This window comes from Thalassobacter sp. (assembly GCF_982993085.1).
Window position 1 is genome coordinate 21,669 of sequence record NZ_CEZFMW010000010.1, and the last position, 16,876, is coordinate 38,544.

At 59.9% G+C, this 16,876-nt stretch carries 14 protein-coding genes; 2 read left to right on the top strand and 12 right to left on the bottom strand.

From position 1 onward, the window contains the following. Positions 1-7: 7 nt before the first annotated feature. On the bottom strand, positions 8-520 hold the full coding sequence (locus tag AC4GMC_RS03125; RefSeq protein ID WP_487876902.1) for an SH3 domain-containing protein: 513 nt from the start codon (positions 518-520) through the stop codon (positions 8-10). A 180-nt stretch (positions 521-700) separates the two neighbouring features. Between AC4GMC_RS03125 and AC4GMC_RS03130 the strand changes: the two genes are divergently transcribed. Further along, positions 701-1,687: a 2-hydroxyacid dehydrogenase gene (locus AC4GMC_RS03130; RefSeq protein ID WP_487876892.1), complete on the top strand. Its 987-nt coding sequence runs from the start codon at positions 701-703 to the stop codon at positions 1,685-1,687. Between the two features lie 59 nt (positions 1,688-1,746). Here AC4GMC_RS03130 and panC read toward each other — a convergent pair whose 3' ends face one another. Then, positions 1,747-2,586: a pantoate--beta-alanine ligase gene (gene panC / locus AC4GMC_RS03135; RefSeq protein WP_487876891.1), complete on the bottom strand. Its 840-nt coding sequence runs from the start codon at positions 2,584-2,586 to the stop codon at positions 1,747-1,749. Between the two features lie 158 nt (positions 2,587-2,744). Here panC and AC4GMC_RS03140 point away from each other — a divergent pair, with 158 nt between their 5' ends. After that, positions 2,745-5,243: a GcvT family protein gene (locus AC4GMC_RS03140; RefSeq protein ID WP_487880306.1), complete on the top strand. Its 2,499-nt coding sequence runs from the start codon at positions 2,745-2,747 to the stop codon at positions 5,241-5,243. A 46-nt stretch (positions 5,244-5,289) separates the two neighbouring features. Here AC4GMC_RS03140 and AC4GMC_RS03145 read toward each other — a convergent pair whose 3' ends face one another. The 10 genes from AC4GMC_RS03145 to xdhA form a co-directional block, all read right to left on the bottom strand. After that, complete coding sequence (locus AC4GMC_RS03145) at positions 5,290-5,961, bottom strand: DUF938 domain-containing protein (protein ID WP_487876888.1); 672 nt, start codon at positions 5,959-5,961, stop codon at positions 5,290-5,292. After that, positions 5,958-7,031, bottom strand: a complete 1,074-nt coding sequence (locus AC4GMC_RS03150; protein ID WP_487876887.1) for an NAD(P)/FAD-dependent oxidoreductase — start codon at positions 7,029-7,031, stop codon at positions 5,958-5,960. Before AC4GMC_RS03150 ends, AC4GMC_RS03145 begins: the two co-directional genes overlap by 4 nt. A 192-nt stretch (positions 7,032-7,223) precedes the next feature. Beyond that, a complete protein-coding gene (locus AC4GMC_RS03155) occupies positions 7,224-8,318 on the bottom strand; it encodes a BMP family ABC transporter substrate-binding protein (RefSeq protein WP_038004363.1) in 1,095 nt (364 codons plus the stop codon). A gap of 25 nt (positions 8,319-8,343) precedes the next feature. Next, positions 8,344-9,276 (bottom strand): ABC transporter permease, encoded by a 933-nt coding sequence (locus AC4GMC_RS03160; RefSeq protein ID WP_487876886.1) that lies wholly within the window; start codon positions 9,274-9,276, stop codon positions 8,344-8,346. Beyond that, on the bottom strand, positions 9,276-9,563 hold the full coding sequence (locus tag AC4GMC_RS03165) for a hypothetical protein (protein WP_487876885.1): 288 nt from the start codon (positions 9,561-9,563) through the stop codon (positions 9,276-9,278). The genes AC4GMC_RS03160 and AC4GMC_RS03165 overlap by 1 nt, the downstream gene beginning before the upstream one ends. Next, positions 9,563-10,648, bottom strand: coding sequence for an ABC transporter permease (locus AC4GMC_RS03170; RefSeq protein WP_487876884.1), 1,086 nt, complete (start codon positions 10,646-10,648; stop codon positions 9,563-9,565). The genes AC4GMC_RS03165 and AC4GMC_RS03170 overlap by 1 nt, the downstream gene beginning before the upstream one ends. A gap of 66 nt (positions 10,649-10,714) precedes the next feature. Further along, positions 10,715-12,235 (bottom strand): ABC transporter ATP-binding protein, encoded by a 1,521-nt coding sequence (locus tag AC4GMC_RS03175; protein WP_487876883.1) that lies wholly within the window; start codon positions 12,233-12,235, stop codon positions 10,715-10,717. Beyond that, positions 12,232-13,128, bottom strand: coding sequence for a xanthine dehydrogenase accessory protein XdhC (gene xdhC, locus AC4GMC_RS03180; protein WP_487876882.1), 897 nt, complete (start codon positions 13,126-13,128; stop codon positions 12,232-12,234). Before xdhC ends, AC4GMC_RS03175 begins: the two co-directional genes overlap by 4 nt. Continuing rightward, positions 13,125-15,428 carry a xanthine dehydrogenase molybdopterin binding subunit gene (gene xdhB / locus AC4GMC_RS03185; RefSeq protein WP_487876881.1) on the bottom strand — a complete coding sequence of 768 codons (2,304 nt, stop codon included), beginning with the start codon at positions 15,426-15,428 and terminating at the stop codon, positions 13,125-13,127. The genes xdhC and xdhB overlap by 4 nt, the downstream gene beginning before the upstream one ends. Next, positions 15,425-16,816, bottom strand: coding sequence for a xanthine dehydrogenase small subunit (gene xdhA, locus AC4GMC_RS03190; protein WP_487876880.1), 1,392 nt, complete (start codon positions 16,814-16,816; stop codon positions 15,425-15,427). The genes xdhB and xdhA overlap by 4 nt, the downstream gene beginning before the upstream one ends. Between the last annotated feature and the right edge of the window lie 60 nt (positions 16,817-16,876).

Genomic DNA, 16,876 nt, shown 5'->3' on the forward strand with positions numbered 1-16,876 from the left:
CCATCCGTTAGGGGGCGGGTGCGCCTGCCCCCCACAAATGCGCCATGGGTGACCAGCCTTCGATGCCGCTGACGCGGACCTCGCACCAGCCGTCGGCGCATTCGCCCAAACGTGCCACCACACCTTCTTGGGCGTAGGCGACGATACGGGTGCTGGGGTCGGGTTTCGCGTGCAGGGGCAGTTTATCGAGCGTCACAATAGCGGTACGCGCCCCCGAAAGCAGCGAATAATGCATCCAACCGCCTGCCCCGTCGCGATCAACTACACGGCGCCAATGGCCATATTCACTGACGACTTGCAGGGGCATGTTGCGCCGTTTGAACACCCAATCCACCCGGTGCGTGCGCGAAGGGCCGCGCCGCACATTGCCCTCAGCCGCCTTGAGCGAGACAAAGCGCGGCAAAGGCAGATTGGTCACAGGGCCGCGTTCGGCGGCGGGTTGGGCCACGACCTCGGTGGCTTGTGCAACGGGCGCCCATGCCGTCAGCCCGATCAGTAGTGCGAACGCAAGCCTGCGCATCATGTGTGAGGTCCTGTATCGTCTGATCTGCGCCCGTTTCGGGCTGCGTTTCACGCCTTGCACGTGGCTGTCAGTTTGTCACTATGGGGGTTATAAATCTAGAGCAGAGCGCGTTTATGGCGCGACAAATCCTAAGCCAAGCGCACCAGCGGCGCGACAATTCCAACGGAGAGCGGTCAAATGGCAGGCAAAAAGCTGACAGTTGTGGTCACCCGGAGACTGCCTGAGGCGGTTGAGACCCGCATGATGGAGCTTTTTGATGTCGAGCTGCGCGAAGATGACACGCCGATGTCTCGTGCGGAACTGGTCGCTGCGATGGGGCGCGCCGACGTCTTGGTGCCTACGATCACCGACACGATTGACGCGGGCCTGTTGGGTCAAGCCGGGGACAGACTGAAGCTGATTGCGAACTACGGTGCGGGTGTCGACAACATTGATGTTTCCACCGCGCGGCAGCGAGGCATTTTGGTCAGCAACACGCCTGGCGTTTTGACCGAAGACACCGCCGATATGACCATGGCCCTCATGCTGTCCGTCACGCGGCGCATCCCTGAGGGCATGGCCGTGATGCAAAAGGGCAATTGGGATGGATGGTCGCCCACTGCCCTTTTGGGGGGCCGCTTGGCCGGGCGACGGCTGGGTATTTTGGGCATGGGGCGGATTGGGCAGGCTGTGGCGAGACGTGCGGCGGCCTTTGGGATGCAGGTGCATTATCACAACCGACGCCGCCTACATGCGGGCCTAGAAGAGCCTTTGGAGGCAACCTATTGGGAAAGCCTTGACCAGATGATTGCGCGCATGGACGTGTTATCGATCAACTGCCCCCATACGCCATCAACCTTTCACCTGATGAACGCGCGACGGCTGAAGTTGATGAAACCCACGGCTGTGATTGTGAATACCTCCCGCGGGGAAGTCGTGGATGAAAACGCGCTGACCCGGATGCTGCGCGCAAATGAAATCGCAGGTGCAGGGCTGGATGTGTATGAGCATGGCCGCACCGTAAACCCGCGCCTGCGCGAGTTAAGCAACGTCGTGCTTTTGCCGCATATGGGATCGGCCACACACGAGGGGCGCGTTGAAATGGGCGAGAAAGTCTTGATTAATATCAAGACGTTCGATGATGGTCACCGCCCGCCAGATTTGGTTGTGCCAAGCATGTTGTAGGGGGCTCTGCCCCCGGCCTTCGGCCTCCCCCGGGATATTTAAAAACCAAAGAGTTGGGATCAGGGGGTGAGGATCGCGTTGTCGATCAAGAGCACCGGGCCGAAGTCCGCTGCGAGCAACAGGACCGCGTGTGACGCAAGTGGGACGTTGGGCAGTTCTGAGAGATCGGCGGCGGCTCGGATATCTACGGATTGTAAGGTAGCGCGCGGTTCTGCCGTGATTTGAGCAGAAACTTTTTCAACGATTTGGCTGGGCGTGGCGCCCTGTGCAGCCATGGTTTGTGCCGCATTCAGCGCCTGTGACAGGACAATGCTGGCCGCGCGATCCTGTGCGTCGAGGCGCAGGTTCCGCGAGGACATTGCGAGGCCGTCGGGTTCACGGACGGTTTCGTGGGCCACGATTTCAACTGGAATTTCGAGATCGCGGACCATCTGGCGGATCACGAGGACTTGTTGGTAGTCCTTTTGGCCAAACCATGCACGGGCGGGTTGAACCAAGTTGAACAGTTTGGTGACAACGGTCGCAACGCCCCGAAAATGGCCGGGCCGCAGTGCGCCCATCAACATGTCCGCCAGTTTGGGTGTCTCAACAATTGTATCCGCGCCTTCGGGGTACATTTGCGCAGCCGTGGGGCAGAATACGAGATCGACGCCTGCGGCCTCTAGCTGGGCGAGGTCCTCTGAGAGGGTGTCGGGGTATTTGGCCAAATCTTCGGGATTGCCGAACTGCGTAGGGTTCACAAAGATCGACACGACCACAGCATCAGACGCGGCGCGCGCGGCCTGTACAAGAGCCATATGGCCTGCGTGCAGAGCCCCCATCGTGGGCACAAACCCGGTATTGGCGGGCAACAATGCGCGGGCGGCGCGCAGGTCGGATTTGGTGTGAACGACTTTCATGCGCGTCGCTTATCCGGCCCGGTTGCCTGCATCAATGCGGCATGAAGGGCGCAACTTTGGCGACAGGTCGTTTTCGGATGGGTTTGCGTCGGGTGGGATTGTGGGCGACGCGCTTTTTTGGACAATGTAGGCGCAACTAGATCTCCGGGAGTGTTGCAATGAAAACGGAAGTAAAAGCCCTCGTTGTTGGCGGTGGTGCCGTGGGCAACGGCATCGCCTATCATTTGGCAAAAGCCGGTTGGTCCGACGTGATGTTACTGGAGCGTGATGAGCTGACCTCTGGCTCAACGTGGCACGCAGCCGGACTGTTGCCCCTGTTCAACATGAGCTATGCCACGAGCCACATTCACGACTATTCCGTGAAGTTCTACAAGTCGTTGGAAGAAGAGACCGGCTTGAACGCGGGCTTTTCCGTGGTGGGCAATTTGCGCATGGCACAGACCCAAGCGCGCATGGATGAATACATGCTGTATGCATCCACGGCCGAAACCGTGGGCGTGCCCTATGAATGGATGACGCCCGCACAAATCAAGGAGCGGTGGCCACTGGTGCGCACCGAGGACCTTGAGGGCGCGATTTTTCACCCCACAGACGGCTATATCAACCCCGCCGACGTCACGATGGCCATGGCCAAGGGTGCCCGTCAGCGCGGCGTCACAATTGAGCGCAAATGGCAGGTCGATGGCTATGAATGGAAGGGTGATCACTGGGAAGTCACCTGCACCAAGATGGCCGACAAGGGCGGCAATCTGGTCGCGACCGAAGAACAGGTTGTGGTCAAGGCAGAGCATGTCGTCACCGCCACGGGCAACCACGCCCAACGCACCGCAAAACTGCTGGGCATCAAATCCCCTGCGATCCCTGTGGAACACCAGTTCATCGTGACCGAACCCGACCCGATGCTGCAAGAATATCGTAAAACCCACGGTGAGCACCCCGTGCTGCGTGACGCGGACGCCAAGTGGTACGTGCGTGAAGAACGCGGCGGCTGGATTCTTGGCCCCTATGAGAAAAACGCGCCTGCGTGTTTTGAGTACGGTGTGCCGGACAGCTTCCGTGCGGATCTGTTTCCGCTGGATCTGGAGCGGATCGAAGAAGAATACATGTCCTTCATCCACCGCATCCCCTCATCGGAGGAAGTCGGCCTTAAGGACGACTTCAACGGCCCGATCTGCTACACCCCTGACGGCAACCCGCTGGTCGGCCCCGCACCCGGTTTGCGCAACATGTGGCTGGCTGAGGGCTTTAGCTTTGGGATCACGGCTGCGGGTGGCACAGGCTATTACCTTGCGCAGATGATGGTTGAGGGTGAGGCTGAGATCGACATGGCCTCGCTTGACCCGAAACGTTTCGGTTCGTGGGTGACAACGGAATATGCGGCGCGCAAGAACGAGGAGTCCTATGACCACGTTTACATCCTTCACCACCCGGATGAAGAGCGCCCCGCCTGCCGCCCCCTAAAAACCGCGCCTGCCTATGACCGGCAAAAGGCGCGGGGGGCGCAGTTTGGCTGCGTGAACGGTTGGGAACGGCCCAACTATTTTGGCCCGCTTGATGCCCCCGATAGCTTTGACCACGACGCGCGGTCCTTTCGGCGTGGGGCGTGGTGGGACTATGCCAAAGACGAGGCGCACGCCATCCGCGAAGGCGTTGGCCTAATTGATGCGACGGCCTTTACCAAGCATGTGCTGTCCGGACCCGGCGCAACACAGTTCCTCGATTGGTTCACCACAAACAAGCTGCCCCGTGTGGGCCGCATCAACCTGACCTACGCGTTGACGGCGGCGGGCACGACGCGCACGGAATACACCATCGTACGCCGTGGTGAGGACAGCTATTACCTTGTGTCTGCTGGCGCTTGGCAAGCCTATGACGCCGATTTCCTGCGGGCCGCCATTGCGGACAAAACGGCCGAGTTTGGGGCGATGACGTTGCAGGACGTGACATCGCAGTATGGTGTGTTTGCGATTGCGGGGCCAAAATCCCGCGATGTGTTGGGCGCTTTGATCAGTGATGCGAACCCCGAAACCGCGCTGTCTAACAAGCGGTTCCCGTGGCTGTCGTCGCAGGACATTGAGCTAAAGATGTGCCCCACAATGGCGATCCGCGTGGCCTACACCGGTGAGCTGGGCTGGGAGCTGCACCACCCGATTGAAATGCAGAACTATCTGTTTGATCAACTGATGCAAGCAGGTGAGCCGCACGGGCTGAAACTGGTTGGCGCGCGAGCGCAAAACTGGCTCCGGCAGGAGAAATCCTATCGCGCGTTTGGCACCGAATTGGGGCGCGATGCGACGCCGCTAGAGGCCGGGCTGGACCGGTTTGTTGACCTGAGCAAGGATTTCCACGGCAAAGCGGCGATGGAGGCCATTGGCATTCGCTCCAAGTGTGTGACGCTTTTGGTGGATGGGCCTGCGGATGCCGATCCGTGGGGCCGTGAGGCGCTGTATGCTGGCGACACCAAGGTCGGACGTCTGACCTCGGGCGGATATTCGCCAGCGTTTGGACGGTCCATCGGGATGGGCTATGTGCGACCTGATCTGGCGGAACCGGGCACCAAGCTGATGGCCAAAATCCAAGACAAACTGTGGCCCGTGGAGGTGACTGTCGACAGCCCCTATGACCCGACCAACGCCACCATCCGCAAGGACGGCTAGGCCATTTGAAGCAGAAGCCCGTGGGGCGGCGATGCCGTTCCCGGGCTTACTTTTCTGATTGATCCACCTTGCGGGCAATCAGCATGATGTTGTTGGCTGGCATCGGATAGGTCGAGACACGCAGCTGCAGCGCCTCTAGGACCGAAGCCACAGCCCCCAAGTCCTTGTATCCAAGCCCCTCGTGCCGCGCGAGAAGTTCGGAATGGAAATCTGCATCTCCCGGCGATGTGGTCATCCCCTCGCGCAGGAACGGCCCATAGATCGCGAGCATCCCATTGGGCGACAGGCTCTGGCTGGCCTCATCCAGCAAAACCGCCAAGTCTGCATCTGTGATCAGGTGCAAAAGGTTCACCACGATCACGACATCCACTGGCCCGCGCTGCTGCGCCCAACCTTGGGCGCAGGCATCCATGTGCACAGGTGGTCGGACGTTTTCGAGACCCATTACCGTGCGATACGCTTCGATTGACGCACGGCGCATGGCGCTGATGTCCGTCGGCTGCCACATCAGCTCTGGAAAGGCCGCGCCATGGGCCACGATGTGCTGCCCTGTACCAGACGCGATTTCCAGCACCCGGCCACTGCTGGGCAAGTATTTGGCCAATACGTCTTGGATCGGCTTGATGTTCCGTTCTGCTGCGACAGAAAACTTCTGAGCAATGATGTCATCAGACTCAGGGACTGTGCTTGGGGCCCGGTCGGAGGGTTTTGGTGTCATGCAAATCGCTCCGGAGCAAAGGCTTTGACTGTGGTGGTTTCTAGTTCGGGTGGGCGGGCACCGATGATATCTGCCAAAAGACGAGACGCCGCAGGAGCCGTTTGGAACCCATAGCCGCCCTGTCCCGCGCACCAGATGAACGACGGCTCAGCCGGATCAGGGCCCAGCACAAGACGGCGGTCTGGGGCAAAAGTGCGTAGCCCCGCCCATGTCGATAGCGGGCGTGTTACCTCGGGCGTGACGGCCTCTTGGTAGCGGGCAAGCCCCTCAGCCAGCGCCATATCATCGGCGAAGGCGTCCATGGGCGCGCTCGGCTCTTCTTCTGCGGGGGAAACCAACAACGCGCCTGCATCAGGCTTGGCATACCACGTTTCATTTGCGCCGATCATCATTGGGTAGTCCGCCGTGGGTTGCCCACCGGGGGCAGCTAGCCGCGCCATGGACCGCCGCATCGGCGTCAGGCCCATTGGCCTTACTCTGGCCATCGCTGCCACACCGTCCGCCCAAGCGCCAGCCGAATTGACCACATGCCGCGCAGTTACGGTGACAGCACCCGCACTGACGCGCCATCCGCCCTTTAGTTTATCGATCGCTGTGACTGTTCGGCCCGTCTCAGTCGCCCCACCAGCGGCGCGAATGGTGCGCGCGCCGTCTTGGATCATTCGGTCAGTATCCAGATCATAAGCAGCCGAGTGGTACCCGGCCCCCGCCAGCGCGTCCCCATCTAGGATGGGGATCATATCGACCGCCTCAGACGGGCTAAGCGGGGTCAAGCCATAGGCCGCGATATCCCGCGCCAAATCTTCCGCTTGTGCGGGCGTGCCCAAAAACAACAAGCCACGCGGCGAGGTATAGCCATTGGCATGATGGACTTGTCCGCTGGCTTTGTTGAGAGCGATCACCTCTGCAAGGCCGTAGGATTCCTCAAACAGCGCCGCGGACCGACCCGAGGCGTGATATCCCAACGCAGCCTCACCCTCCCACAGGCAAACGGACCCAAGCGCGGACAGCGCGGCACCTGCGGATGTTCCGGCAATGCCGCCGCCTATAATCAAGAAATCGATATCCATTCTTGCCTGAAGTTACACAAAATATGAGGTGATCCAACCTATCCAAAAGTTATATTTCAATCGGAACCCATTTTGCGAAACAACGTAAAGGTTTGAATGCTTTTGTGTGCCTGATGAAAACAAAAGGGCGCGCCAGCTTTCACTGACACGCCCCGTTGCACCGCATTTTCAGCGGCTAGATCGTGACCCGACTCAGTTCGGGATGTCGCCGGTGATACCTTCGACGTAGAAATCCATCGTCACCAGTTGCACGTCCGTAGCAACTTCGCCCTCAGCCAAGAACGGTGTGCCGTCTTGCTTGGTGATGGGGCCTGTGAAGGGGTGATATGTGCCGTTGGAAATAGCCTCGACCATCGCAAGAGCTTCGGCTTTGACCGACGCGGGAACTTCATCTGTGATCTCACCGATGACCACTTCGCCTTCGGGCATGCCGCCCCAGCTTGCGGTTTGCTCGTAGGTGCCATCCATCAGTTGGCCAACGCGCTTGATGTAGTAGGGCGACCAATCGTCGATGATCGACGCGATGCGCGGCTTAGGACCGAATGCAGCCATGTCAGAGGCTTGGCCAAAGGTGAACACGCGGCCACCGTTTGCGTTGGCTTCCTGTGCTGCCGCCTGTGGTGCCGTCGAGTCAGTGTGCTGCAGGATCACGTCAACGCCTTGCTCGATCATCGCTTTTGCGGCGTCGGCTTCTTTGGCGGGGTCGAACCATGTATAGGCCCAGATCACGACCATTTCGACGTCAGGGTTCACCTTGGACGCATGCAGGTAGGCCGAGTTGATGCCTTGGATCACTTCGGGAATGGGGAACGAAGCGATGTAACCGATTTTGTTGGTTTCGGTCATGTTGCCTGCGATGTGGCCCAGAACGGCGCGGCCTTCGTAGAATCGCGCGTCATAGGTCGAGACGTTGTCGTGCAGACGCTTGTAGCCTGTTGCGTGCTCAAACTTGATGTCGGGGAATTTGGCGGCGACGTTGTTGGTCGCGTCCATGTACCCGAACGATGTGGTAAAGATGATGTCCGCGCCAGACAGCGCCATCTGCGTCATCACACGCTCGGCGTCAGGACCTTCGGGGACGCTTTCTTGGAACACGGTTTCGACCGCATCGCCAAACTCAGCTTCGACAGCAAGACGGCCCTGATCGTGCTGGTAGGTCCAGCCACCATCACCGATGGGTCCGACGTACACAAAGCCGACTTTGGTTTTCTCGTGGCCATCCGCGAATGCGGTCGTAGCAAGGCCCACCGCCAGTGCGGCCGAGGCCAGAAGTTTCGTGAGTTTCATGGGTATCCCCCTGTTGGATGTGCCCCTAGTGAGAGGCATGGAATGATTTGCCAAGATCGGCTGGTGCGTTGTGCGCCGCGCGTTTTCGGTCCGCCGAGATCACGACCAGCACGATGATAGTTATGAGGTAAGGCGACATGGACAAGACCTCCACAGGAATCTTGGCCCCTGCGGCCTGAAGGTTGAGCTGCAAAACCGTGATTCCGCCAAAAAGATAGGCACCCACGATAATTCGACCCGCCTTCCAGCTGGCGAATACCACAATCGCCAGCGCGATCCACCCCGCACCAGCCGTCATACCTTCGGTCCATGAGGGCACGCGCACAAGGCTCAGGTACGCACCGCCCAAGCCCGCACAACCGCCGCCAAAGGCAATCGCCATCAGCCTAACGCGGATCACGTTATAACCAAGCGCGTGTGCCGCATCATGGCTTTCGCCCACTGCGCGCAGGATAAGCCCCCCGCGCGTAAATTTTAAAAACGCCCACACCGCGACGACAATAGCGATGGACACATAGACCATGGCGTCGTGGCGGAACAGGATCGTGCCCAAAACCGGCAGGTCAGACAGCGGCCCAAGGTCCAGCTTGCCAATGCCCGGCGCCTTGATCCCGATGTAGCCTTGGCCCATCAACGCCGACAGCCCCAGACCAAACAGCGTCAGGGCAAGGCCCGTTGCCACTTGGTTTGACATCAGAAACTGCGTCAACACCCCAAACAGCATCGACAACAGCGCGCCGCCCGCAGCAGCCGCGACAAACCCCAGCGGCGCAGAGCCGGTTTCGACCGCAATCATAAAGCCGCAAACCGCGCCCATGATCATCATGCCCTCAACCCCAAGGTTCAGCACGCCAGCTTTTTCGACGACCAATTCACCAATAGCGGCCAACAGAATGGGCGTTGCCGCCACCATGAGAGAGGCCAGCAAGAGAAGCCAATTGATGGAAGACAGGTCCATTATGCTGCTCCTAAACCGTGCGCAAAAACATGCAAGACACCAAAGCCAAGGCCAGCGCCACACAGCATTTGGCCCACATGATGCAGCGATGGTTTATGCACCCTCAGCCACGCGGGCGACCGGCCAATCCAGCGCACGACCACAATCGCCGAAATCGCAACGCCCAGCGCGATCGCAACATGAGCGAGCACAAACCAAATGATCGCGCCAGCGCCAAGCCCGTGCACCATGAACGGCATCATAACGCCCATCGTTGCGCCCATTCCTAAAGGAGCCATCCGGGTCATCAGACCACCCCTTTCCGGCCAAACCGCACGCGGTAGTGCGTGGCCACGTCCACCCCTAAAAGGAAGAACAGCAACATCCCTTGAAACGCCTGAATAGCCGCGCCAGGGATCGACAGCATAAAGGACGCAAGTTCTCCACCAATGTAGGTGAGCGCCATCAAAAGCCCCGCGAGCAAAATTCCAATCGGGTGAAGCCGTCCAAGGAAAGCGACGATAATCGCGGTGAACCCGTAGCCCACGTTAAAGTCGATGCCAATCTGACCCGCAGGCCCCGTGACCTCAAACAAACCCGCGAGCCCTGCAAGCGCGCCCGACAAGCCAAGGCACACAAGAACCAGCAGACTGGGGTTCACGCCCGCAAAACGGGCCGCACGCGGCGCCTCGCCTGACAGACGGATATGAAACCCAAGGATGTGCTTGGTAAACACGACATAGGCAAAAATGACCGCGATCACCGCAGCCATCACGCCCCAATGCGCGCCAGTGCCCGCAATCAACTCAGGGTTAGCCGAGGCATCCCATTGGCTCAGGTTCCGTGAGCCAGGAAACCCCGCCCCATCAGGGTTCTTGAGCCACCCAACTGCGGCAGAAGCCAAGATATTCTCGGCCACATAGACCAACATCAATGACACAAGGATTTCGTTAGTACCAAAACGCACCTTCAAAAGACCCGGGATCATCGCCCAAGCCCAGCCACCGAATGCGCCTGCGACGACCATCAGGGGAAAGATCAAGGCTGACTCCGAAGGGTACAGCGCCAAGCCCACAGCTGCACCCACGATGGCGCCCATAATATACTGACCCTCTGCGCCGATGTTCCAAATCCCTGCGCGGAACCCGAACGAAAGCCCGATTGCGATCAAAATCAGAGGCCCCGCCTTTACCAACAATTGCGGCCGCGAAAACGATGCGAACTGCTCATGAAACAGCGGGTCCCAAAAAATCGTGCGCAGCGCTTCAAACGGGTTCTTGCCCAGAATGGCAAACATGATACCGCCCGCAATCAGCGTCAGGAAAACGGCCACGATCGGGCTGGCCGCCGACCACGTTCGGCTCGGCGCAGGGCGCTTCTCAAGCCAAATCAAACCCGACACTCCAAAACAAAACGACCCGGCCGTTCCTTTGTCCCCAAAATACTCAAATTCCCAGCCTCACGCCTGTTCCATCGCAGTGGTCTGCGCGCCACCTAGCATCAATCCGATCTTCTCCATGGTCAGGTCACCCGTGGGCACCTCCGCGCTCAGTCGACCTTCATTCAGGGCCGCAAATCGGTCCGATATTTCCATCAATTCATCAAGGTCCTGACTGATCACCACAACGCCCGTGCCCTTCGCCGCCAAATCCAACATGGATTGTCGGATAAAGGCCGCAGCGGCAGCATCCACACCCCAAGTGGGCTGGTTCACGATCAAAACCTCGGGGGCTTGCATGACCTCTCGGCCAATTACGAACTTCTGCAAATTACCACCCGACAGCGCGCGCGCAGCAACATTTGGCCCCGGCGTGCGGACGTCAAAGGCACCAATGACCTTTTCGGCAAACCCCTTAGCCGCACCCCAGTTCACAAACCCACGGGCCAGCATTCCCTGACGCCGCGCCGCCGTTAGGGCTGCGTTTTCCGTTAGGCTCATGTTGGGCGCAGCCGCGTGACCTAGCCGTTCCTCTGGCGCACTCAGAACGCCGATCCGGCGGCGCATATCTGCAGGCCGCGTGCCGATGTCTTCGCCGTCAAAATACAATGATCCCTTGGGCAGCTTTCGCTCTCCCGACAGGGCCATCAACAATTCGTCTTGTCCATTGCCAGCGACGCCGCCAATGCCCAGCACTTCACCGCGCCGCAATTCAAATGAGATATTGCGCAGCGGTGTGCCGAACGCGCTTGCGCTTGGCATCGATAGATCTTGGGCCTTCAGAATGACATCCCCTGGCGCAGCACCGCCGCTTTTGGGCGGCTTAAGCGAGGTCCCCACCATCAATTCAGCCAATTCCGAGGCCGTCTTTTCCCGCGGGTTACAGCGCGCCACCACCTTGCCCAGCCGCAGGATAGTCGCCGCATCACACAGGCTGCGGATTTCCTCTAACTTGTGCGAGATATAAAGGATCGCCGATCCCTCAGCCCGCAACTTGCGCAATGTCGCAAACAGGATATCCACTTCCTGCGGGGTCAGCACCGAGGTCGGTTCATCCATGATCAACAACCGCGGGTCTTGCAGCAGACAGCGTATAATCTCGACGCGTTGACGCTCTCCCGCACTCAGATCACCAACCCGACGGTTCGGGTCCAGCGGCAGGCCATATGTGTTCGACACTTCGGTGATCCGCGCCGCAAGCGCGCTCGGCTTAGGCGGGTTCTCCATCCCAAGTGCGACGTTCTCTGCCACGCTCAGCGCCTCAAACAATGAGAAATGCTGGAACACCATCGCCACACCAGCCGCCCGCGCGGCACGCGGCTCAGCCGGGGCAAAGGGCGTGCCGTTCAGCATCATCGTGCCCGCATCGGGGCGCACAAGCCCGTAGATCATCTTGACCAGCGTGGACTTGCCCGCACCATTTTCACCCAACAGTGCGTGGACCTCACCCGGCTGGATGGCAAAGGTCACGTCGTCATTGGCCACAACGCCGGGATAGGCCTTGCGCAGACCGCTCAGGTCAAGAAGGGGCGTTTGGCTCATGTGAATTCCTCTGCTGCGACCGGGTCCGCCGCCGCGGCATAGATTAGGCCAGCCACAACGCCAAGCGCAATGGCCTCCGGGCGCCGTCCCAGCTTTGGATCACCAATCGGGCATGTAATTTGGGCGATTGTATCCTCTGCGTGCCCCAATTCGCGCAAACGCTTCTGAAATCGGGCCCATTTTGTTTGCGACCCAATAAGCCCCGCACTGGCAAACCCATGGCCAAGCGCCGCATGACACAGCGCAAGGTCCATCGCATGACTATACGTCAAGATCAGGTGATGGGCATTTTTGGGCGCCAACTCCAAGGCCCGTGCCGGGTCCTTGGCCGGCAAACAACGGACCCTAGCCGCTTCTGGGAAACGGTCTGGGCCCGTATCAACCCATGTCACACCAAACCCGGGCTGTAGGCTCAGCACATCAACAATGGCCCGCCCCACATGCCCTGCGCCATAAATCCAAACGGGCGTGACGGGGGCATCCGTGCTCTCGAAAAACCACCCCCCTTTGGTACCGGGCAAGGTAGATGGCGGGGCCGGACGCATAGCGCCACTCTCCAATGGCTGCGCGACAATTCCTGGGCTGGGCAACATCTCAGGTGTGTACAGCACCACCGCGATCTGCACCGCACCGCCACAGCATTGCCCCAGCTCTGGGCCCAGCGCAAAGCGCCGCACCCGAGGCGCCCCATCGCGCAGAGTCCGCAACGCAATCTCGGTCGCGTCCCACTCCAACTGCCCGCCCCCGATCGTGCCAGACTGCCCATTCGGCCAGATCAGCATCGACGCCCCAACCTCACGCGGCGCCGAGCCGCGCACATCTGTCACAACAACCCGGACCACACGACCCGCATGGGTTAGTGCGGCTTGCAGCGCCTCAAGGTCGAAACTCATGCCCGAACGGCCTCAACCGCGGCCAACAACCGCTCCGGCGTGGCAGGTGCGTCCAACGCAGGGAAACGATGGCCACAGGCAGCCACCGCATCCGACAAGGCCATCAAAGCGGACATCCCCAACATAAAAGGCGGCTCGCCCACAGCCTTTGATCGATAGACCGTGTCCTCTCGGTTGGCTCCATCCCACAAATGAACATTAAACTCAGCGGGGCGGTCGCTTGCCGCCGGGATTTTGTAGGTAGAGGGCGCATGGGTGCGCAGCCGGCCTGTGTCGTCCCACACCAACTCCTCCATCGTGAGCCACCCAGCGCCTTGCACAAACCCGCCTTCAATCTGCCCAACGTCTAGTGCCGGGTTCAAAGAGGATCCGACATCATGCACAATATCCGTACGCAAAATACGGTTCTCTCCCGTCAGCGTATCCAACACGACCTCCGTCAGGGCCGCCCCATAGGCAAAGTAATAGAACGGCCGCCCCTGTCCCTTATCCCGGTCCCACGCGATATCAGGCGTTTTGTAAAACCCCGTCGCCGAAAGCGGCACACGCGCTTGATAGGCCGCATTCACCACCTCGGCAAAGGGCCGTGCCACGCCCTTGGCAATCACCATGCCATCCACAAAACGTGTCTGCGGATCGCCCAGCCAATCCACAATCGCAGCCTTGATCTTGTCACAGGCGACCTGCACCGCCATTCCATTCAGATCAGACCCGCTTGACGCCGCAGTGGCCGAAGTATTTGGCACCTTTCCAGTATCCGTCGCAGTAATCTTAATCGCCTCAAGCCCTACGCCAAATCGGTGCGCAGCAACCTGAGCCACCTTTTGGAACAACCCCTGCCCCATCTCAGTGCCACCGTGGTTCAAATGCACCGAGCCATCTTGATACACATGCACCAACGCCCCAGCCTGATTGAGATGCGTCAAAGTAAACGAAATCCCAAACTTCACCGGCGTCAACGCAAGGCCACGTTTCAAGATCGGCTCACGCGCATTCCACGCATCCACCGCCCCGCGCCGCGCTGCATACCCGGCACGACCCTCAAGGTCCGCAACCAATTCGCCCAAGCAGAAATCAGACACTTCCTGCCCATAATGCGTCGTGTTTCTCTTTGGTTCTAAAGTATCCCGGGGGGGTCCGGGGGGGCTGGCCCCTCCGGCCTCGTCATAGAAATTCACACACCGTACAGCCAAAGGATCGCGCCCCAAATGATGCGCAACACGCTCCATCACCCGCTCGATCCCAAGCATGCCCTGAGGGCCGCCAAACCCACGAAAAGCGGTCGCGCTTTGCGTGTGGGTGCGCAGCCGGTAGCTCGTGATCTCAACAGCAGGTAGAAAATAGGCATTGTCGGCGTGCAACATAGCACGGTCCGCGACCGGCAGGCTCAGGTCCTGCGCCCACCCACAGCGGACGAAATGCGTGAACCGCACGCCCAACAAACGGCCATCGTCATCAAACCCCACCTCATAGGCGACCCGGGCGTCATGCCGTTTGCCCGTAATCATGAAATCATCGTCGCGGTCGTAACGCATCTTGCAGGGGCGCCCGGTGCGGGCGGCGGCAACGGCACACGCAATCGCCAAGGCGTTGGCTTGGCTCTCTTTGCCGCCAAAGCCCCCCCCCATGCGGCGAACCTCAACCCGAACTGCGTGCATCGGCACACCCAAGGCATGGGCCACTTTGTGCTGAACTTCCGTGGGGTGCTGGGTTGAACTGTGCACAACCATATCGCCACCCTCTTGCGGCAGCGCGAGAGCGGCTTGACCCTCAAGGTAGAAATGCTCCTGCGCGCCCATCTCAATTGCGCCCGTCAGGCGATGCGGCGCATCCTTTAGGGCCGTGTCCAGATCACCTCGCGCATAGACGCGTGGGCCGCCGTCAAACCAGCTTTTTGCAGCCATCGCGTCCTCGATGCTGAGGATCGCCTTGGCAGATGTGATATCCGCACGGACCAATGCCGCCGCTCTGCGTGCATTCAGATGGCTATCCGCCACAACCATGCACAAAGGCATCCCAAGGTATTGGACTTCACCGGTGCACAAAAGCGGCTCATCATGGACCGAGGGCGAGCAGTCCGGCATGGGCGAAAGATCATCGCCCGACCACACAGCATGAACGCCCTGTGCGGCACGTGCAGCCACTAGGTCCAGCCCGTTCAATGTGCCATGAGCCACGTCAGACAAAGCAAATGCGATGTGCAGCGTGCCCTTAGGAGTGGGAATATCATCAACGTAGCGCGCGGCCCCCGTGACGTGGAGCGCAGCCGCATCGTGGGGCAGAGGTTTCGTAATGCTCATGGTCGGACCTCCAACACATTGGTTCGATGGCCTGCATGTTCCGCCATGATCCGGCGCAACATGTTTTGCGCAGACGTCAGCCGGTACTGAGCACTCGCCCGCATGTCAGATAGCGGATCAAAATCACGCGCGAAGGCTTTGATGGCGGCATCGACGCTTGCGTCGGTCCACGGCTGGCCCGTAAGGGCAGCCTCCACTTGCGAGGCCCGCTTTGGAATGCCGGCCATGCCCCCGAACGCGATCCGTGCAGATGTAACGTGGCCATCCTCGATAACCAGATTGAACGCCCCACAAACCGCTGAGATGTCTTGATCAAACCGCTTGGACAGTTTGTAGACATTTAGGGTGTCGGGTTGGCGCGGAATGCTCACGGCTTCGACGAACTCACCGGGGGCTCGGTCTTGCTTGCCGTATTCTATGAAAAAATCTTCAAGAGGTAGACTGCGCCGTGTGTTTGCATGGCGTAAATGCAACGTCGCCCCAAGCGCGATAAGCGCGGGCGGGCTATCACCGATGGGCGAACCATTCGCGATATTGCCACCTATAGTGGCAGCCCCCCGCACTTGCTCCGAGCCGTAGCGGCGGATCATCTCGGCGAAAGCCGGGTGATAGCGCGCCATCACGGGCCGCAAGTCGCGCAGAGTTACGCCTGCGCCGATCCGGATTTCGGTATCATCGATGGAGATTTCTTGCAGGTCTTTGCATCGATTGAGGAAAGCCACTGGGCCCAGAGCGCGATGGTGTTTGGTCACCCAAAGCCCCACATCGGTGGCCCCTGCGACTAGCGTGCCTTCGGGGTGGGCGGCGTACCAATCGGCCAGCGCGTCGATCGTTTCGGGGTGGGCATATGGGGGCTCTGCCCCCCGGCTATTCGCCTCCCCCCGGGATATTTCGGAACCAAAGAGCGGTTTGATATGGGGAGGTACGGGAGTCGTTTCGATGGATTTTGCTGCGCGCAGGATCGGCGCGTAACCGGTGCAGCGGCAGAGGTTGCCTGCGAGTTGATCGTCGTGGTCCGTTGCACCGTTGGCGTGGGCGGTGGCCATTGAAACCGCGAAACCGGGCGTGCAAAATCCGCATTGGCTGCCGTGATGAGCCACGAGAGCCTCTTGGGCCGGGTGGGGTGTGCCGTCTGGAGCGGCGAGACCTTCGACAGTTGTGACGGCTTTGCCATCGATCTGCGGTAGAAACAGGATGCAGGCGTTAAGCGCGCGGGGACCTTGGGGGTCTGTCACCATGACGGTGCAGGCCCCGCAATCGCCTTCGTTGCAACCTTCTTTGGTGCCCGTCAGGCCGCGGTCCTCTCGGAGCCAATCAAGCAAAGTCACCGTCGGGTCGCTCACCGAAACCCGGGTGGTTTCTCCGTTCAGAAGAAACGTTATCTCCATATTATATGCCCGCCGCGTTACTCGGTTGATGGCCTCCGGTCGTGCGCTGTCGATGCGGCG

What these genes read in the sequence shown, in the direction of transcription:
- AC4GMC_RS03155 (WP_038004363.1), bottom strand. Translation starts at nt 8,318, where the DNA reads ATGAAACTCACGAAACTTCTGGCCTCGGCCGCACTGGCGGTGGGCCTT.
- AC4GMC_RS03125 (WP_487876902.1), bottom strand. Translation starts at nt 520, where the DNA reads ATGCGCAGGCTTGCGTTCGCACTACTGATCGGGCTGACGGCATGGGCG.
- xdhB (WP_487876881.1), bottom strand. Translation starts at nt 15,428, where the DNA reads ATGAGCATTACGAAACCTCTGCCCCACGATGCGGCTGCGCTCCACGTC.
- panC (WP_487876891.1), bottom strand. Translation starts at nt 2,586, where the DNA reads ATGAAAGTCGTTCACACCAAATCCGACCTGCGCGCCGCCCGCGCATTG.
- AC4GMC_RS03160 (WP_487876886.1), bottom strand. Translation starts at nt 9,276, where the DNA reads ATGGACCTGTCTTCCATCAATTGGCTTCTCTTGCTGGCCTCTCTCATG.
- AC4GMC_RS03130 (WP_487876892.1), top strand. Translation starts at nt 701, where the DNA reads ATGGCAGGCAAAAAGCTGACAGTTGTGGTCACCCGGAGACTGCCTGAG.
- AC4GMC_RS03165 (WP_487876885.1), bottom strand. Translation starts at nt 9,563, where the DNA reads ATGACCCGGATGGCTCCTTTAGGAATGGGCGCAACGATGGGCGTTATG.
- AC4GMC_RS03150 (WP_487876887.1), bottom strand. Translation starts at nt 7,031, where the DNA reads ATGGATATCGATTTCTTGATTATAGGCGGCGGCATTGCCGGAACATCC.
- AC4GMC_RS03140 (WP_487880306.1), top strand. Translation starts at nt 2,745, where the DNA reads ATGAAAACGGAAGTAAAAGCCCTCGTTGTTGGCGGTGGTGCCGTGGGC.
- xdhA (WP_487876880.1), bottom strand. Translation starts at nt 16,816, where the DNA reads ATGGAGATAACGTTTCTTCTGAACGGAGAAACCACCCGGGTTTCGGTG.
- AC4GMC_RS03145 (WP_487876888.1), bottom strand. Translation starts at nt 5,961, where the DNA reads ATGACACCAAAACCCTCCGACCGGGCCCCAAGCACAGTCCCTGAGTCT.
- xdhC (WP_487876882.1), bottom strand. Translation starts at nt 13,128, where the DNA reads ATGAGTTTCGACCTTGAGGCGCTGCAAGCCGCACTAACCCATGCGGGT.
- AC4GMC_RS03175 (WP_487876883.1), bottom strand. Translation starts at nt 12,235, where the DNA reads ATGAGCCAAACGCCCCTTCTTGACCTGAGCGGTCTGCGCAAGGCCTAT.